Raw genomic sequence first — 18,213 nt, 5'->3', positions numbered from 1 at the left:
GAATATCAATAATGCAAGCGCTGCGCGAGGCTATCGGGCAGCCAATCCTTCTGCTCCAACGCGATGCTGACCAGTGGGCGACTGAAACTAGCCTGCCGCCAGAATTCTTGCTGAGGCAGGCTGGTCATGCCTCCCAACCAAGTCAGGATAAGCAACAACAATGCTCCACGCAGCGAACCGAATGCGCCCCCTAGTATTCGGTTCAACCAACCCACACCGACCTTGACCATCAACTTGGAGACCATCCACGCGACCGCATCGAAAGCAAACACCACCACCACGAAGATCGCCACGAAAGCGACCATCACTCGTACATATTCCGGCCCCGAAGCTGCGGGCAGCAACACACCCAAAGCGTGGCTGTACATCCGAGCCAATTGATAGCCGATGACCAAACCGACGAGGGACATCGCCTCGTGAGCCAAGCCGCGCCATAGCCCGAGGGCGATCGAGAACAGCATGACACCGATCACCACGAAATCAAAAATGGTCATCATTTACTCCCTAAATCAATTAAATCAGGATGGAGCCCCAGCCCAACCAACTTTTGGCGCGCGCCATCTGCGGCGTCACGCGAGCTGAATGGCCCCACACGCAAGCGAGTGCGCTCACCCGCCGACTCGGTATAAGCATGAAAGCCTTGCTTCTTGAGTTTGACTTGCCAGTCTTTGGCGATCTCAGCATTGGCATACGCACCGATCTGAAGAACGAAACTCGCCTTGCCGCCATCGGCCTTAGCATCCTCTGCCTTATGCGTCGGCTCGACCTTGGCGGGAGACTTCACCTCGGCCTTGGGCTCTGGCTTGATCGCTGAAACTGGAAGTGGTTTTTTTTCGGACTGCATCGCTGGCTCGGGGGCAGCAGCCTGAGGCAGGGGCGCTACAGCCGACGCGGCAACCGCCGTGTCGGCAGCGACCGGCGCCGAATCGGCTGGAACCGCCGAGGCAACAACAACGGGCGCAGGCGTTGGTTCTTGTGGCCGGAAAGCCGCGACCTTTTCCTTATCAGGAATGCGCAACTCGATGTCCACCCCTGCTGGCTTGGGCTCGCTATCCAGCACCATAGGCAGGATCACCGCCACCGCCGTAACCAGCGCCACTGCGCCGATCAACCTGCGTCGTGCCTGCCGTTTAAGGCTAGATTCCTCGTCTGTCACCTGTTTTGTTGCCATCGCCCGTACCTGTTGAAGTCAGCCTACGCGCAGTTTGCGCGCCTGCATCACTTCCGCCACTGTGTAGAATGAACCGAAGGCCGCGATTCTATCAGTTTCAGCCACTACCTTGCAGGCATGAAGCAAGGCAGCCGCAGTATTTTCAAAAGTCACGATCTCACCTTGCACGCTTGCCTCGCGCAACACCTGCGCCAGTTCTTTAGCCGTTGCTCCGCGCGGCGCGGCTATCCCCGCCACCAACCACACGTCAATTTGATCCTTCAGCGCTTCGACCACGCCTGCCATGTCTTTGTCCTTGAGCATGGCGAACACTGCGTAGGTCTTGGCAGGCGGCAGACTGGCGAGGTTCTGCGCTAACGAGCGCGCGGCGTGCGGGTTGTGCGCCACATCGAGGATCAGCGTCGGCGTGCCCGGCACAAACTGGAAGCGTCCTGCCAACTGGACCTCGACCAAGCCGCGCCGCACGGCATCCATGCTCACTGGCAAGCGCTCTTTCAACGCATCTAGCGCCGCCAGCACTGCGCTGGCATTGTGCAACTGAAACGCGCCACGCAAGGCGGGAATGGGCAAAGCATTACGCAAACCGACCTGACTGTGATAGTTCCACTGCTGCGCGCCCGCTCCATGAACATGAGACAGAACCTCGAAACCAAACTCGCTCGCCACGCACCACAACTCCGCCCCGATCTTCTCGGCATGGGCGCGCAAGGCTAACGGCACGTCGCTATCGGCACAGATCGCTACCCTGCCCTGCCGGAAAATACCCGCTTTCTCGAATGCGATCTGCTCGCGTGTGTCGCCCAGATAATCGATATGGTCAATGTCCACGCTGGTCACCACCGCCACATCGGCATCGAACACGTTCACCGCATCCAACCGTCCGCCCAGCCCCACTTCGAGGATGGAGACATCCACCTTGTGCTCGATGAAACACTGCATCGCCGCCAGCGTGCCGAACTCGAAATACGTCAGGGGGATATCACCGCGTGAGTGCTCGATCGCCTCGAACGACGCACACAGCTCCGCATCGCTCGCCTGCTGCTTGGCGATGCGGACGCGCTCGTTGAAATCCAGTAGATGCGGCGAGGTGTAGCAGCCAACCTTGTAGCCCGCCGCATGAAGTACGGCTTCTAGCATCGCACACACCGAACCCTTGCCGTTAGTGCCACCGACGACGATGACAGGAAATTCAGGATTGAGATTAAGCCGCTGCTTGACCTGCGCCACCCGCTCTAGGCCGAGCGCGATGGTTTTGGGGTGTAGGGATTCGAGGTAGGAGAGCCAGTCGGATAGGGTTTCAGGCATTTGGTATTTAGGATGCGATGCAGCGCATTGCACCGAATGGTCAGAAGGATACATACGGCGGAAGCCGGTTGGCTAGTTCGTGATTGTTGCCACTTTAGCGGCTTTGCAACCACAGCCTACCCCTTGCGGGTATGCGCCCTATGCTCACGGGAACGTCGAGTCAAACGAAAAATAACTCCCAAAAAAATTGCGCCTAACAAACCGCCAAGAAAAAACTTACCCAAGGCAATAGCAACAGCAGCCCCAGACACCAGCCCAAATCCAATGGCCATATCCAAGAGATAAAGTCCTGTCTCAACAGCCTTGCCAAAACGAGACTTCGACCAGAGCAACCCCATAGCCTGTAGTACGGCTTAAGCTGCCTCTTTCTCCGCCACCGCCGCCTGCTTAGTCAGCAAAGTGATCAGCGTTGCCAATTGGGTACGCATTTCGCGTCGATCCACGATCATATCCACGGCACCGTGTTCGAGCAGGAACTCGGCACGTTGGAAGCCATCGGGCAGGGTTTCGCGCACAGTTTGCTGGATCACGCGCGCACCGGCGAAGCCGATCAGTGCGCCGGGTTCGGCGATGACCACGTCGCCCATGAAGGCGAAGCTGGCAGAAACGCCGCCCATGGTGGGGTCAGTCAGCACGGAGATGAAGGGGACTTTTTCCTGCGAAAGCTGGGTCAGCGCGGCGCATGTTTTGGCCATCTGCATCAACGACAGCAGGCCTTCCTGCATACGCGCACCGCCGCTGGCGGCGAAGCAGACGAAGGGGCAGCGCTGTTCCAGCGCGACTTGCACGCCGCGCACGAAACGCTCACCGACGACCGAGCCCATCGAACCGCCCATGAAGCTAAATTCGAACACGGCAGCCACCACCGGCACACCCTGAACGTTGCCCTGCATCACCACCAGCGCATCGTCCTCACCGGTGCTTTTCTGCGAAGCGGTCAGACGATCGGAGTACTTCTTCTGATCCTTGAACTTGAGGGTATCCACGGGCTGCACTTCCGCGCCGATCTCGAAGCGGCCTTCGCCATCGAGCAAGGCATTCAAGCGCTGACGCGCACCGATTCGGTGATGGTGGCTGCACGTCGGGCAGACGTCGAGGTTCTTTTCCAGATCGGTGTAGTACAACACCGCTTGGCAACTCGGGCACTTGAACCACAAACCTTCCGGCACATTCTTCTTAGCATCTTCGCCCTCACGGCGATTGATCTTGGGGGGCAACAGTTTCTGGAACCAGCTCATAGTATTTCCTCCTTGTTCGTTTTCTCCGCTCGCGGCATGACTACCGCCAAGCGCAAAGCTCAGGCCCGATCTAGGGCCTGTCTGAGTTCATACACCAAGGCCGCTACGTTGGCGACCACGTTTTGTTCTGTTGAGTTTTCGATCTCCTGCACGATGCGGCTGCCAACCACTACACCATCGCACAGCTTAGCCACCGCTTCAGCCGTAGCCGCATCGCGGATGCCGAAACCGACACCGATGGGCAGATCGAGGTAACGGCGCAAGTGCGGCATTTTTTCCTCGATGGCGGAAAGGTCGAGGTTGCCCGCGCCGGTCACGCCTTTGAGCGACACATAATACACGTAGCCGCGCGCCAGTTTGGCGACAGCGGCGATGCGCTCATCGCGGGTGGTCGGTGCCAACAGGAAGATCGGATCGATGCCGTGCGCCTCCAGATGCTCGAATGCTGCATGGCTTTCCTCTGGTGGAAAATCCACCGTCAGCGCGCCATCCACGCCCACTTCGGCGCAGCGACGGGCGAACGTCTCCCAGCCCATCGCCTCGATGGGATTGCCGTAGCCCATCAGCACCACCGGCGTAGTCGTATCCAACTTACGGAACTCGGCCACCATGTCGAGCACACTGCGCAGGCTGACACCCTGTTTTAGCGCACGTTCGGAAGCGCGCTGAATGGTCGGACCGTCGGCCATCGGATCAGAAAATGGCACGCCCAACTCCAGCACATCCGCACCCGCCGCAACCAAACCGTGCAGCAGTGGCACAGTCAGCTTGGGCGACGGATCACCCGCCGTGATGAACGGGATCAGCGCCTTGCGCTGTTCGGCCTTGAGTCTTGCGAAAGTCGTCTGGATGCGGCTCATAGCGTGATCCCCTTGATACGTGCGACGGTGTTCATATCCTTGTCGCCGCGACCAGATAGGTTCACCAGCAGCACCTTGTCTTTCGCCATCGTCGGCGCGATCTTGATTGCGTGCGCCAAGGCATGGCTGGATTCCAGCGCTGGGATGATGCCTTCGTAACGGCACAGCGCGTCAAAGGCAGCAATCGCCTCGTCGTCGTCAGCGGCGACATACTGGGCACGGCCGATATCTTTGAGCAAGCAATGTTCAGGGCCGACACCGGGATAGTCCAGACCAGCGGAAATGGAATGTGTTTCGATGATCTGTCCGTTCTCGTCCTGCATCAGGTTGACCTTGTTGCCGTGCAACACGCCGACCTTGGCATTGGCGGTGAGCGGCGCAGCGTGTTTTCCGCTGGCAATGCCGTAACCACCCGCCTCCACACCGATGATCTGCACGTTCGGCACTTCGATGTAAGGATGGAACAGACCGATGGCGTTGGAACCACCGCCAACGCAGGCGATCACCGCATCCGGCTGGCGACCGATCATCTCCGGCATCTGCACTTTGGCTTCGTTGCCGATGACGCATTGGAAATCGCGCACCATCATGGGATATGGGTGTGGGCCGGCCGCCGTTCCGAAAATGTAGAACGTGGATTCGACGTTGGTGACCCAGTCGCGGATGGCTTCGTTACAGGCGTCTTTCAAGGTGCGCGAGCCGCTTTCGACGGGAACCACTTTCGCGCCCAGCAACTTCATGCGGAATACGTTCGGCGCTTGACGCTGGATGTCCTCCGCGCCCATATAAACGATGCACTCCATGCCAAAGCGCGCCGCCACAGTCGCGGTCGCTACGCCGTGCATACCCGCGCCGGTCTCCGCGATGACGCGCTTCTTGCCCATGCGCTTAGCCAGTAAAGCTTGTCCCATCGCGCTGTTGATCTTGTGCGCACCGGTGTGATTCAGGTCTTCGCGCTTGAGATAGATCTGCGCGCCGCCTAAATGTTCGGACAGTCGTTTAGCATGGTAGATGGGGCTGGGACGACCCACGTAATGCTTCAACTCATAAGCCAGCTCGGCTTTGAATTCGGGATCATCACGGAAACGCAGGTATTGTTGGCTCAACTCTTCCACGGCTGGGATGAGCGTCTCGGCCATATAGATGCCGCCGAACTGGCCGAAGTGACCGCCTAGGTCAGGATAGTTATAACTCAATGTGCTTAACCTCGTTGATGAATGCCGCGACCTTCGCCGCATCCTTGATTCCTTTTGCCGCCTCCACACCACTGGATACGTCCACCGCATAAGGCCGCACTGCGCTTATCGCCGCTGCCACATTGCCCGGATGCAAGCCGCCCGAGAGGATCACCGGTAGCGGCAAGTTGTGCGGAATGAGCGCCCAATCGAACGACTCGCCGGTGCCACCATGCGTGCCTTCGACATAGGCATCCAGCAACAGCGCCTGAGCGTCGGCATAACGCGCCGCGCATTGTAGCAAATCCACCCCTGCCTTGACCCGAATCGCCTTGAGATAAGGGCGACCAAACTGGCGACAGAACTCCGGCGACTCCTCGCCGTGGAACTGCAACACATCCAGCGCAACCTGCTGCTGCACAGCGCGCACAGCTTCCGCACTCGCATTGACGAACAACCCCACCACGGAAACGAACGGTGGCAGCGCCGCCAGCAAGCACTGCGCCTGCGCAATCGTGACATAGCGCGGACTCTTTTCGTAGAACACCAGCCCGATGGCATCTGCACCGCTAGCGGCGACGAACTGAATATCTGCAACGCGGGTCAGGCCGCACACCTTGATTCTAGTCATCTCGAACACACAAAATTCGTTACGGGCTGCATTGTAAGTGCATTCGAGCCCACGACCAAATTCATAGAACCCCCAACACCGCCGCTCGGCTATAATTCGCGGCAATTCAGCCTATCCGACCCACCATGCAGATCACCCGAAGACTGGAATTCGATGCTGGACATCGCATTCCCAACCACAACAGCCAGTGCCGTCATTTGCACGGCCATCGTTACGCGCTGGAAATCACCCTTTCCGGCGACATCATCACCACCGAAGGCGTGTCCGAACAAGGCATGGTGATGGACTTCTCGGAAGTGAAGCGCATTGCTAACGAAGTTGTAGTGGAGGTATGGGATCACGCGTTTCTAGTCTATCGCGGCGACCGCGCCGTGCTCGATTTTCTGGAAACCATGCCCGGCCACAAAACGGTGGTGTTGGATGTACCGCCCACCGCCGAACATCTGGCCATGATCGCCTTCAACCTGCTCAACAGCGCCTACCGCGATACTTATGGGAATCATCTGCGACTAGAGCGGGTACGGCTATACGAGACGCCCAACAACTGGGCTGACCATTTACGAACCGAGTGAACTGGAGCCCACCGTGAATCTGAGCGAAGTGATACTGCAACTACTGGAAGAAGTGCCACTCTTTTTCGGTGTCCCGGAAGAGCTCCTCAATCGTCACCTCGAAGACGCAAGTCTGATCAGCCTGACCAGCGGACAGACACTGCTCTCACCCGGCGAATCCTGCGAAAAGATCTACGTCATCCTGTCAGGACGGCTGCGAGTCAACTCGGGTGGACTGAGCGACGAACCGCTGGCGCTGTTCGGCACAGGAGAGACCGTAGGCGAGATGTCCATCCTCGACGACAGTAAATCCTTTTCCTACCTGATCGCCGATACCGATTGTGATTTACTCTCCATCGACCACGCCTCGATCTGGTCGCTCATCAATGATTCTCACCAAGCCGCACGCAACATGCTCAACATCTTGGCGTTGCGCATTCCCATCAGCGAACGCAGCATCCATGACGACATCGAAAGCCGTCAGGGTTACGCCGGATTGAATCATGTGGATGAGTTGACTGGCCTCTACAACAGCCAGTGGATGTATCAGATGTTCAGCCGCCAGATCCACCGTTGCGCGATGGACAAGGGCTACGCCACGCTGATGATGATCAGCATCGACCAGTTCAAGCATTACAACCAGCAGCATGGCCGTCTCGGCGGCGATCAGGCGTTACGCACGGCGGCGCAGACCATCCTTTCCTGTTTGCGTCCGAACGACCAAGCCGCGCGCTTCCATGGCAAGGTGTTCGCCGTATTCCTGCCGCGTACCACCACCGCCGAAGGCAGCAAAGCCGCCGAGCGTTTGCGCCAACAGGTCGAGCACGCCGTGATCGTCACACCTAGCGGCGATGCGCTGCCGCAAGTCACCATTTCTATAGGCTTGGCCGAGGTTCACACCGAGGAAACGCTGGAGCAGTTACTACAGAAGACCGAATCTGCCTTGCAACGCGCTCGACTATCCGGCCGGAATTGCATCAGTAACTAGGCAAATCGCCCACTCACGCTGACGCTCTAATTCCCCATACCCGCGACTCGATCACGCCCCTGCTCTTTGGCTAGGTACAAGGCGTGGTCGGCGGACAAGATGAGTTCGTTAGGTGTTGCTTTATCGCTAGGCACGATAGCGGCCACGCCGCAACTGACTGTGACGTGATTGAATGGCGAACGCTTGTGCGCCATTTTGAGGTCAGCGATGTTCTGCCGGATATAGTTCGCCACCCACACCGCGCCGTCGATCTCGGTATCGCCCAAAATCAAGGCGAACTCTTCGCCGCCATAGCGCGCCGCCACGTCACTGGCACGAGGTGCGGAGCGAGCCATCTGTTTAGCGACCGCTTGCAGACAGGCATCACCCGCCTGATGACCGTAGGTATCGTTGTATTGCTTGAAGAAATCCACGTCCACCATCACCAGCGCCAATGGCTTTTTGGCACGCTGACAGCGCCGCCATTCGCGCATCAGCAACTCGTCGAACATGCGACGGTTGGCGATGCCTGTAAGACCATCCGTGGTGGATAGACGCTGCAATTCCTTATTGGCCGCATTCAGTTGATGCGTGGTATCGACCAACTTGCGCTGCATCTCAACCAAACGACGCATCGCCGAGATCTTGGCTTGTAGCACCACTTGACTGATCGGCTTCATCAGGTAATCGTCACCGCCCGCCGTGATGCCATGCACCAAGTCTTCATCCTTGCTCATACTGGTCAAGAAGATGATCGCCGTCCACTCCTCAGGGTGTTCTTTGGCTCGGATGCGCTTGGCGATCTCGAAGCCATCGATGTCTGGCAGTAAGGCATCAAGTAGGATGATGTCGGGGCGTTCACGCTCATAGACTTCGAGTGCGGCCAGCCCCGTCTCGGCGGTGAGCGGGTTGGCGATACCCATGCGCTCTAGATAGTTACACAGTCCTTTGAGTACGACCTTGCTGTCCTCGACGACCAGAACCTTTAGGCTAGCGTTTCTGTGACTGGGCATGGCTCAACCTTTAGCGTCTGCGCTGCCTGACGAATTCGAGTAGCGCGGGTAGAAACGAAATGGCAATGATGCCGAGGATAATGAGCATCAGATTATCTTTGACCGCCGGAATGTTGCCGAAGAACAGACCGCACAGCGTGAAGAAACCAATCCAGACCACACTCCCCAGCGCACTGAACGTCAGGAAAAAGCGGTAGCTCATCTCGCCGATACCGGCCACGAACGGTGCGAAGGTGCGCACGATGGGGAGGAAACGAGCCAACAGGATAGTCTTGCCGCCATGCTTCGCGTAGAAAGCGTGCGTCTTTTCCAGATGTTCGTGCTTGAGCCAACGACCGTTGCTACGAGCGATCAGCCGCTTCCCAATCAACCGTCCGATCCAGTAATTGGTGTTATCACCAGAGAATGCGGCCAGCATCAACAAAGGAGCTAAGAGCTCGATCTGCAAAGCGCCCGTGCCGCACAGCGCGCCCGCCACGAACAGTAAGGAATCGCCCGGCAGGAACGGCGCGACCACCAGTCCGGTCTCGCAGAAGATGATAAGGAACAGGATGGCATACACCCAGACGCCATACTCCTGCGTCAGCAGTTGCAGATGGACATCCAGGTGTAGGATGAGATCGATGAAGGTCGCGAGCATGATGCCTCCGCCTTACGGCAACACTTCTTCGGCTTCGACCTTTTCAGGCTTGATGAAGTCCTCGCGCGACACTCCCAGCATCATCAGCAGCGGGCTGGCAACCAGCACCGAGGAGTAGATACCGAACAGGATACCGATGGTCAGTGCCAGCGCGAAATAGTGCAGCGTCTCGCCACCCAAGAACAGCATCGCCGTGACCATCATCTGGGTACAGGCATGGGTGATGATGGTGCGCGACATGGTGCGAGTGATAGCGTTATCGATCACCTCATGGACTTCGGCTTTGCGCATAGAACGGAAATTCTCGCGGATACGATCAAACACCACCACGGATTCGTTCACCGAGTAGCCCAGCACTGCCAGTACTGCCGCCAGCACCGACAACGAGAACTCCCACTGGAAAAAGGCGAAGAAACCCAGAATGATGACCACGTCATGCAGGTTGGCGATGATGGCGGACAGACCGAACTTCCACTCGAAGCGCAGCCACAGATAACCGACGATGCCCAAACTGACCAGCAACAACGCCATCGCACCGTTCTCGACCAGATCCTTGCCCACCTGCGGACCGACGAACTCGACGCGGCGCATCTCCACAGTAGCGTCATGCTGCTTCAAGGTATCGCGCACATGCTCAGACAACTTCGCCCCTGCCACGTTTTGCTTTAGCGGCACTTGAATCAACAGATCATGGCTGGAGCCGAAGTTCTGCACCTGTGCATCCTTCAGTCCGATGCCCGCCAGCTGCTCGCGTACCTTGTTCGCGTCTGCTGCTTGCGCATAGTGGAACTCCATCACGGTGCCGCCTGTGAAATCCACACCGAAGTTCAAGCCCTTGGTAAACAGGAAGAACACGGCCAGCAGGAAGGTCGCCAGCGACACACTGGTGGTGATCTTCCCGTAACTCATGAACGGGATGTCTTTTTTGATACGGAAGAATTCCATGCTTATTCCTCAGCCGATGGCTACTTTGGACAGGCGCGCACGGCGGCCATAGATCAAATTGACCAGCGCACGCGACACCAGCACGGCGCTGAACATCGAAGTCAGGATACCCAGACACAGCACCATGGCGAAACCACGTATCGGGCCGGAACCGAAGGTAAACAGCGCAATACCGGCGATCATGGTGGTAATGTTCGAGTCGAGAATGGTGGAGAACGCACGGTCATAGCCCGCATTGATCGCCGCCTGCGGCGACACGCCATTGCGCAATTCCTCGCGGATACGCTCGTTGATCAGCACGTTGGCATCGATCGCCATACCCAGCGTCAGCGCAATACCCGCCATACCCGGCAACGTCAACGTGGCTTGCAACATCGACAGCAGAGCTACCAGCAACAGCAGATTCGCGCCTAGCGCCAGCACCGAAATTGTGCCGAACATCAGGTAGTAGGCGACCATGAACAGCGAAATCATTATGAAACCGTATTTGGTCGAGTCGAAGCCACGCTGGATGTTTTCCTTGCCAAGGCTGGGGCCGACGGTGCGCTCTTCGACGATTTCCATCGGAGCCGCCAAAGCACCCGCACGCAGCAGCAGCGACGTGTCCTGTGCCTCTTCGGTACTCATCTTGCCGCTGATCTGCACGCGACCACCACCAATCTCTTCGCGGATCACCGGCGCGGTAATGACCTCGCCTCGCCCCTTCTCGAACAAGATGATAGCCATGCGCTTACCCACGTTCTCGCGGGTCGCCTCTTTGAATTTGCGTGCGCCTACGGCATCCAGATTCAGGTGAACGGCGGGTTCGTTGTTGCGATTATCGAAGCCGGGCTGGGCATCGTTGATGCGCTCACCAGTCAGCAATACGCTCTTCTTCACCACCACCAACGCACCTTCGCGATCTTTGAACACTTCGGTGCCGAGCGGCGCAACGCCGCCTGCGCTGATTGGATGTTCATCATCCACTAGACGCACTTCCAGCGTCGCGGTACGACCCAAAATATCTTTGGCGCGGGCGGTATCCTGCACCCCTGCCAGTTGCACCACCACGCGATCCACCCCCTGTTGCTGGATCACCGGCTCAGACACACCCAGTTCGTTCACGCGGTTGCGCAGCGTCAGCAGATTCTGCTGCACGGCGGAATCCTGAATGCGCTTCTCAGCTTCCAGCTTGAGTGTCGCCACCAACAAGAACTCGCCGCCCTCTTCCTTGCTGGTCAGCGCCAGATCGTTGAAGTGCTGCTTGATCTCGTTCTCGCCGCGAGTGCGGCCTTCGTTGTCGCGGAACTTGATGGCGATCTGCTTACCCTCGCGGTTGATGCCGGAGTAAGGCACGTTCTGCTCACGCAGCGTGCTACGCAGATCGGCCACAGCGGAATCCATCGCCTTGTTCAGCGCGGCTTTCATATCCACTTGCAATAGGAAATGCACGCCACCGCGCAGATCCAAGCCAAGATACATCGGCAACGCGTGCAAGCTGGCCAGCCAATTCGGCGAGCTGGACACCAGATTCAGCGCCACCACGTAGTCTTCACCGAGTTGAGTGGCCAGCACGTCCTTGGCCTTGAGCTGGCTGTCGGTATCGGCAAAACGAGCACGGATGCTGGAGCTATCTAGCGATAGCGCATTGACGTGCAGATTGGCAGCTTTGAGCGCCGCATCCACACGACCCAGCAAGGCAGTATCGACCTTCAAACCGCTACGCAGCGGCTGCACTTGAACCGCAGGCGACTCACCGTAGAAATTGGGCAGGGTGTAGATCAGCCCGGCGATCAGCACGAACAGGATCAGCAGGTATTTCCACAGCGGGTAGCGGTTCATTACGGCGATCCTTAGTTGGCGGAGCGGATGGTTCCCTTGGGCAACACGCTCTGGATGGTTTCCTTCTGCACCTGGATCACCACATTCTCAGCAATCTCGATACTGGTATAGGTCTCACCGATCTTGGTGACGCGGCCCATGATGCCGCCGGTGGTCAACACTTCGTCACCTTTGCTCAGCGCTTCCAGCATCGCTTTCTGATCTTTAGCGCGCTTCTGTTGTGGACGCAGCACTAGGAAATAGAACACGGCCAGCAGTGCGATCAGGGGCAGAAAGTCCATGATGCCGCCGCCCGCAGCGGGTGCAGCACCTTCGGCGTAAGCGTTACTGATCAGCAGATTGCTCAAAGAAATCATGGTGAAAACTCCGGTAAAAATTCAAAGGGGCGCATTCTAGCATGGAAGCTGCGACTATTTACTCAGGCTGCCGCGCTGTACACGGAAGCTGGCGGCGAACTCAGCAAACTGGCCGCGCTCGATGGCGGCACGGATGTCGCGCATCAGCTCTTGGTAATAATGCAGATTGTGGATGGTATTCAGCCGCGCACCGAGGATCTCGCCAGCGCGCTGCAAGTGATGCAGATAGGCGCGGCTGAAATTGCGGCAGCAATAGCATTCGCACTGCTCGTCCAGCGGACGAGTGTCGGCTTTATGCACCGCATTCTTGATGCGCACATCGCCGAAGCGAGTAAACAGATGGCCGTTGCGCGCGTTGCGCGTCGGCATCACGCAGTCGAACATGTCGATGCCCTGCTCCACCGCATCCACCAAATCTTCCGGCGTGCCCACGCCCATCAGGTAACGCGGTTTATCCGCAGGCAGTTGCGGTGCAGTGTGACGCAAGATGCGCATCATGTCGCCCTTGGGCTCACCCACCGACAGCCCGCCGATAGCGTAGCCGTCGAAGCCGATGTTGGTCAGCCCAGCCAGCGATTCGTCGCGCAGATGCTCATGCATCCCGCCCTGCACGATGCCGAACAGTGCATTGGGATTGCCCTCGTGCGCCTTTTTGCTGCGCTCCGCCCAGCCTAAGCTGAGGCGCATCGATACGCCCGCCACCTGCTCATCCGCCGGGTACGGCGTGCATTCGTCGAAGATCATCACGATGTCGGAGTTGAGCACCTTCTGGATACGCATGGATTCTTCCGGCGACAAAAAGCACTTGTCGCCATTGATCGGCGAACGAAACTCCACGCCACCGCCGGTGATCTTGCGCAAGTCGCCGAGGCTGAACACCTGAAAACCGCCCGAGTCGGTGAGAATGGGGCCATCCCAGCCCATAAACTTGTGCAGCCCACCGAACTGTTCGATGACGTGCAGGCCGGGGCGCAGCCACAGGTGAAAAGTGTTGCCCAGCACGATCTGCGCACCGATATCTTTCAGCTCGACCGGCGACATCGCCTTGACCGTGCCATACGTGCCGACCGGCATGAAGGCTGGGGTTTCCAGCTTGCCGTGCGCCAAAGTCAACGTACCGCGCCGCGCCGCGTCGGAAGTAGTGTGTAGTTTGAATTCCATGGATAAATGACCAGTGCTGATTTCCGTCACTCCGGCAAACGCCGGAATGACGGATGTTTAACGAAGGCGCGATTATGCCAGAGCGGGCATCGCCTTGAGGCCGCGCAATCTTTCCGGTTGCCAGTTCTGCACCGCCCAGCTCAGCAGATTCGGCAGATCACCCGCCAATTCGGTTGGAGGCTCTTGCCGCAAAAACGCCAGCACTCGCCACAGCGTCTCCGCCGGATGCGCCATATCCACCGGCGCCGCCAGCGTCTGCTTGCTCAACTTCTCCCCCGCCGCATTCACCGCCACCGGCAAGTGCATGTAGGCTGGGGTGGTCAACCCCAGCAGCCACTGCAACCAGATCTGGCGCGGCGTGGAAACCAGCAGATCGCTGCCGCGCACCACATGCGTGATGCCCTGCGCCGCATCATCCACCACCACCGCCAACTGGTAGGCGAACAAGCCATCAGCCCGCTTCACCACAAAGTCGCCGAGGTCGCGTTCGAGATTTTGGGAGATGAGACCTTGCAGGGCGTCGTCGAAACTACCCCCCCTCTCCCCTAGCCCCTCTCCCCGCTGGGGCGAGGGGAACCTATCCGTACGTACCCGCCACGCGGGTATGCGTATCGCTGAAGCCCCCTCTCCCATCGGGAGATAACCAGCGACTTGCCCGCTATGCGTGGTTGTTGCTGACTCATCGGCTTTACAACCACGGCCCGCCCCTTGCGGGTGTGCGGGCGTAGTCGAATGGCTAGTAGTTACATCAGGGTTAGGGTGAGGGCGCATCCCGCTCCGGCACGTCCCCGGATACACATAACCCTCGATGCCCTGCACCGCCGAGTCTGCGATCTCCCTACGAGTGCAGCCACATGGATACACCACGCCACGACTCTGCAACTTCGCCATCGCGTCCTCATAAGCCGCCGTGCGCTGGCTCTGGTAGATCACCGGCTCGTCGCTGTTCAGCCCAAATACCTCCAACGTACGCAAAATGTCGTCCGCCACACCCAAGACGCAACGCGGCGTATCTAAGTCTTCCATACGCACCAGCCAAATGCCGTGATGATGTTTAGCGTCAAGAAAACTCCCCACCGCCGCGACCAGCGAACCAAAGTGCAACAGCCCGGTGGGGGAAGGGGCAAAACGGCCACGATAGTTAGAGGAATGAGTCATTCGGTTTTGTAGGGCGGGTTAGCGAAGCGTAACCCACCGAAATTTCAGTAGCCCCAGACGATTGCCACGATTGCCTTTTTTGACTTGAAATCAAACATGACATACCGCCCACCCTCGTAATAGGTGGCATGACGAAATACTGGCTGCCCTGCCTTGATCAGCCGCTTGAATTCAGCTATTGGTATCTGCAACTCAAACGGATTGCTCTCTGTAGCTCGCCCCCGAGGAAGAGGATTTGGAATATCCAATCCCCCAACTATCCCATGCTCTGCCGTATAAAGTACAAATTCACTTGCACTTCTAGGCAAATCTAAAGAGTCCCACTGTTCTGCAATGTGATGTTTGAATGGGGCCGAATAAGCGTAAAGCACCTTTCCTTGCTCGGACGTTAACGTAATTTCCAATCGAGCCGAATAACAAGGACCAGAACCTATCGCTACCGTCACTTTATCTCGCGAAGATGGAGAAACAAATGAAACGGGACGCTCAACAGACTGTTCGCATGTTGGTGCAACTACCGGCTCTGCACGAACGATATGGCTCACTGCAACCAGAGCTAATGGTAAAACCGAGCGAAACATGAGCCCTCCAGTTTTCACTCAGACCACTACCGCATCTTCCTCAAACTCCAGCCCCACCTTGCCGTCCTTCACATCGACGGTGACTTTACCGCCGTTCGCCAGCTTGCCGAACAACAGTTCGTCGGCCAATGCGGAGCGGATAGCATCCTGAATCAGGCGCGCCATCGGACGTGCACCCATCAGCGGGTCGAAGCCGTGGTCAGCCAGATAATCCTTGAGCGCGTCGGTGAACATCACGTCCACTTTCTTCTCATGGAGTTGTTCTTCGAGTTGCATCAGGAACTTGTCCACCACGCGCAGGATGACTTCTTTGTCGAGCGAGGCGAAGGAGACGATGGCATCCAGACGGTTGCGGAATTCGGGCGTGAACATACGCTTGATGTCCACCAGCTCGTCGCCCGCTGCGGCGACTTTGGTGAAGCCGATCTGGGTCTTGTTCAGCGCTTCCGCACCGGCATTGGTGGTCATGATGATGACCACGTTGCGGAAGTCGGCCTTCCGTCCGTTGTTGTCAGTGAGCGTGCCATGATCCATCACCTGCAACAGGATGTTGAAGATGTCTGGGTGCGCCTTCTCGATCTCGTCCAGCAGCAGCACAGAATGCGGCTGTTTGCTGATCGCCTCGGTAAGCAAGCCACCTTGGTCAAAACCGACGTAGCCGGGCGGCGCGCCGATCAAGCGGCTGACGGCATGGCGCTCCATGTATTCAGACATATCAAAGCGGTGCAAGGGCATGCCCATCGAATACGCCAGTTGGCGCGCGACTTCAGTCTTGCCCACGCCGGTGGGGCCGGAAAACAAAAAGCTGCCGATAGGCTTCTGCGGATTGCCCAAGCCACTGCGCGACATTTTGATGGCGCGCGCCAGCACGTCGATGGCTTTGTCCTGACCGAACACAGTAGCTTTCAGATCACGGTCGAGGTTCTTCAGCGCGTTGCGGTCATCGTGCGACACGGTGCGCGCGGGGATGCGGGCGATCTTGGCGATGATCTCTTCGATCTCGTGCTTGCCCACGACCTTCTTCTGTTTGGACTTGGGCAAAATGCGTTGCGCTGCACCGGCTTCGTCCAGCACGTCAATCGCCTTGTCCGGCAAATGGCGGTCGTTGATGAAGCGAGCGGAAAGTTCGGCGGCGCTGGTGATGGCGGCGGCGCTGAACTTGATGCTGTGATGCTCCTCGAAGCGCGTCTTCAAGCCCTTGAGGATCTCGATGGTCTGCTCCACCGATGGCTCGGGCACGTCCACCTTCTGGAAGCGGCGTGACAGCGCGTGATCCTTCTCGAAGATGCCGCGATATTCCTGATAGGTGGTCGCGCCGATGCACTTGAGCGCACCGCTGGAGAGCGCGGGTTTGAGCAGATTGGATGCATCCATGGTACCGCCAGACGCCGAGCCTGCGCCGATCAAGGTGTGGATCTCGTCGATGAACAGCACCGCATTCGGCGCGTCTTTCAGCTCTTTCAGCACCGCTTTGAGGCGCTGCTCGAAGTCCCCGCGATACTTAGTACCCGCCAGCAAGGCGCCCATATCCAGCGAATAGACACGCGCATCCTTCAGAATCTCGGGCACGTCGCCCTCGACGATGCGACGAGCCAAGCCCTCAGCGATGGCGGTCTTGCCCACACCGGCCTCACCAACCAGCAAAGGATTGTTCTTGCGGCGACGGCACAGCGTCTGGATCACGCGCTCCAATTCTAGATCGCGCCCGATCAGCGGGTCGATCTTGCCTGCTAGCGCATGGGCATTGAGATCAAGTGTGTAATCCTTGAGTACGCCTTCGTTGCCTTCCTCTGGCTTGCTTTCGGTCGCGCCCTCCTGCGGAGCTGCCTTTTGTGTGGTGACTGATTCGACTTTAGCGACACCATGCGACAGATAGTTCACTACATCCAAACGCGAGATGTTGCGTTGAGCCAGGAAATACACCGCGTGCGACTCTTTTTCGCCGAACAGCGCGACGAGGATGTTCGCGCCAGTGACTTCCTTCTTACTGGCCGACTGCACATGCAAGATCGCTCGCTGGATGACACGCTGAAAACCTACGGTCGGCTGGGTATCGACTTCGCCGCTACCCGACGCGATGCTGGTGTTGTTATCAATGAACTCCAGCACCGCTGTGCGCAGCTCACTGATGTCCGCACCGCAAGCGCGTAGCACTTGTGCCGCCGAAGGATTGTCGAGCATTGCCAACAGTAGATGCTCGACGGTGATGAATTCATGGCGCTTCTGCCGCGCCTCGACAAATGCCAGATGCAAACTGACTTCCAGTTCTTGGGCGATCATTTCAATGTTCCTCCATCTCGCATCGTAGGGGGTGTCCGTGCTGCTTAGCAAAATCAGACACCAAAACAACCTTGGTTTCGGCGATGTCGCGGGTATAGACCCCACACACCGCCTTGCCTTCGTTATGCACTTTGAGCATGGTCTGCATAGCGCGTTCCAACTCCATAGCAAAAAATTTCTGCAACACTTCGATCACAAAATCCATCGTCGTAAAGTCATCGTTCAGCAGCAGCACCTTGTACTTCTTCGGCGGCTTGAGCGCTTCTTTTTCGCGATCCAGTAATGTGGTGTTTCCCTGCTTGGTAGCCATAGTTGCCAGTATCGTTTTACCTGAGTTCTTGAGCGTTATGGTTGACGATT

General features: G+C 57.8%; 19 protein-coding genes. 2 read left to right on the top strand and 17 right to left on the bottom strand.

Annotated elements, in window-relative coordinates; genetic code table 11:
- Nucleotides 1-5: 5 nt before the first annotated feature.
- The 7 genes from OYT1_RS03780 to OYT1_RS03745 form a co-directional block, all read right to left on the bottom strand.
- The gene (locus OYT1_RS03780) at nt 6-497 is read right to left on the bottom strand and encodes a CvpA family protein (protein WP_084611997.1); all 492 of its coding nucleotides are present in this window, start codon (nt 495-497) and stop codon (nt 6-8) included.
- Nucleotides 494-1,171 (bottom strand): SPOR domain-containing protein, encoded by a 678-nt coding sequence (locus OYT1_RS03775; RefSeq protein ID WP_084611996.1) that lies wholly within the window; start codon nt 1,169-1,171, stop codon nt 494-496. Before OYT1_RS03775 ends, OYT1_RS03780 begins: the two co-directional genes overlap by 4 nt.
- 18 nt (nt 1,172-1,189) lie before the next feature.
- The gene (gene folC / locus OYT1_RS03770) at nt 1,190-2,476 is read right to left on the bottom strand and encodes a bifunctional tetrahydrofolate synthase/dihydrofolate synthase (protein WP_062626823.1); all 1,287 of its coding nucleotides are present in this window, start codon (nt 2,474-2,476) and stop codon (nt 1,190-1,192) included.
- 353 nt (nt 2,477-2,829) lie between these two features.
- Nucleotides 2,830-3,714, bottom strand: coding sequence for an acetyl-CoA carboxylase, carboxyltransferase subunit beta (accD, locus tag OYT1_RS03760; RefSeq protein ID WP_062626821.1), 885 nt, complete (start codon nt 3,712-3,714; stop codon nt 2,830-2,832).
- 59 nt (nt 3,715-3,773) lie between these two features.
- Nucleotides 3,774-4,574 carry a tryptophan synthase subunit alpha gene (gene trpA / locus OYT1_RS03755; RefSeq protein WP_062626820.1) on the bottom strand — a complete coding sequence of 267 codons (801 nt, stop codon included), beginning with the start codon at nt 4,572-4,574 and terminating at the stop codon, nt 3,774-3,776.
- Nucleotides 4,571-5,812: a tryptophan synthase subunit beta gene (trpB, locus tag OYT1_RS03750; RefSeq protein WP_062626819.1), complete on the bottom strand. Its 1,242-nt coding sequence runs from the start codon at nt 5,810-5,812 to the stop codon at nt 4,571-4,573. Before trpB ends, trpA begins: the two co-directional genes overlap by 4 nt.
- Entirely contained in the window at nt 5,760-6,380 is a 621-nt protein-coding gene (locus tag OYT1_RS03745) for a phosphoribosylanthranilate isomerase (protein ID WP_062627022.1), read from the bottom strand. Before OYT1_RS03745 ends, trpB begins: the two co-directional genes overlap by 53 nt.
- A 125-nt stretch (nt 6,381-6,505) precedes the next feature.
- Here OYT1_RS03745 and queD point away from each other — a divergent pair, with 125 nt between their 5' ends.
- On the top strand, nt 6,506-6,952 hold the full coding sequence (gene queD, locus OYT1_RS03740) for a 6-carboxytetrahydropterin synthase QueD (RefSeq protein ID WP_062626818.1): 447 nt from the start codon (nt 6,506-6,508) through the stop codon (nt 6,950-6,952).
- A gap of 13 nt (nt 6,953-6,965) precedes the next feature.
- Nucleotides 6,966-7,919, top strand: coding sequence for a GGDEF domain-containing protein (locus OYT1_RS03735; RefSeq protein ID WP_062626817.1), 954 nt, complete (start codon nt 6,966-6,968; stop codon nt 7,917-7,919).
- Between the two features lie 26 nt (nt 7,920-7,945).
- Here OYT1_RS03735 and OYT1_RS03730 read toward each other — a convergent pair whose 3' ends face one another.
- The 10 genes from OYT1_RS03730 to clpS form a co-directional block, all read right to left on the bottom strand.
- Entirely contained in the window at nt 7,946-8,911 is a 966-nt protein-coding gene (locus tag OYT1_RS03730) for a diguanylate cyclase (protein WP_062626816.1), read from the bottom strand.
- Nucleotides 8,912-8,921: 10 nt separating this feature from the next.
- Complete coding sequence (locus OYT1_RS03725; protein WP_062626815.1) at nt 8,922-9,551, bottom strand: DedA family protein; 630 nt, start codon at nt 9,549-9,551, stop codon at nt 8,922-8,924.
- A 12-nt stretch (nt 9,552-9,563) separates the two neighbouring features.
- Nucleotides 9,564-10,496: a protein translocase subunit SecF gene (gene secF / locus OYT1_RS03720; RefSeq protein WP_062626814.1), complete on the bottom strand. Its 933-nt coding sequence runs from the start codon at nt 10,494-10,496 to the stop codon at nt 9,564-9,566.
- A 9-nt stretch (nt 10,497-10,505) separates the two neighbouring features.
- On the bottom strand, nt 10,506-12,317 hold the full coding sequence (gene secD, locus OYT1_RS03715; protein WP_062626813.1) for a protein translocase subunit SecD: 1,812 nt from the start codon (nt 12,315-12,317) through the stop codon (nt 10,506-10,508).
- 11 nt (nt 12,318-12,328) lie between these two features.
- Nucleotides 12,329-12,655 (bottom strand): preprotein translocase subunit YajC, encoded by a 327-nt coding sequence (gene yajC / locus OYT1_RS03710; RefSeq protein ID WP_062627021.1) that lies wholly within the window; start codon nt 12,653-12,655, stop codon nt 12,329-12,331.
- A gap of 72 nt (nt 12,656-12,727) precedes the next feature.
- The gene (gene tgt, locus OYT1_RS03705; RefSeq protein ID WP_062626812.1) at nt 12,728-13,834 is read right to left on the bottom strand and encodes a tRNA guanosine(34) transglycosylase Tgt; all 1,107 of its coding nucleotides are present in this window, start codon (nt 13,832-13,834) and stop codon (nt 12,728-12,730) included.
- 72 nt (nt 13,835-13,906) lie between these two features.
- Complete coding sequence (gene gluQRS, locus OYT1_RS03700) at nt 13,907-14,992, bottom strand: tRNA glutamyl-Q(34) synthetase GluQRS (RefSeq protein WP_062626811.1); 1,086 nt, start codon at nt 14,990-14,992, stop codon at nt 13,907-13,909.
- Nucleotides 14,993-15,036: 44 nt separating this feature from the next.
- Nucleotides 15,037-15,573: a hypothetical protein gene (locus OYT1_RS13545; protein ID WP_145983664.1), complete on the bottom strand. Its 537-nt coding sequence runs from the start codon at nt 15,571-15,573 to the stop codon at nt 15,037-15,039.
- An 18-nt stretch (nt 15,574-15,591) separates the two neighbouring features.
- The gene (clpA, locus tag OYT1_RS03690) at nt 15,592-17,853 is read right to left on the bottom strand and encodes an ATP-dependent Clp protease ATP-binding subunit ClpA (RefSeq protein WP_062626809.1); all 2,262 of its coding nucleotides are present in this window, start codon (nt 17,851-17,853) and stop codon (nt 15,592-15,594) included.
- Between the two features lies 1 nt (nt 17,854).
- Nucleotides 17,855-18,163, bottom strand: a complete 309-nt coding sequence (gene clpS, locus OYT1_RS03685; protein ID WP_062626808.1) for an ATP-dependent Clp protease adapter ClpS — start codon at nt 18,161-18,163, stop codon at nt 17,855-17,857.
- Nucleotides 18,164-18,213 lie beyond the last annotated feature (50 nt).

Origin of the sequence: Ferriphaselus amnicola, assembly GCF_000974685.2 — a bacterium.
GTDB lineage: Bacteria > Pseudomonadota > Gammaproteobacteria > Burkholderiales > Gallionellaceae > Ferriphaselus > Ferriphaselus amnicola.
Note: the sequence above shows the minus strand (reverse complement) of the source record. Positions and strands in the feature narration are given on the sequence as shown.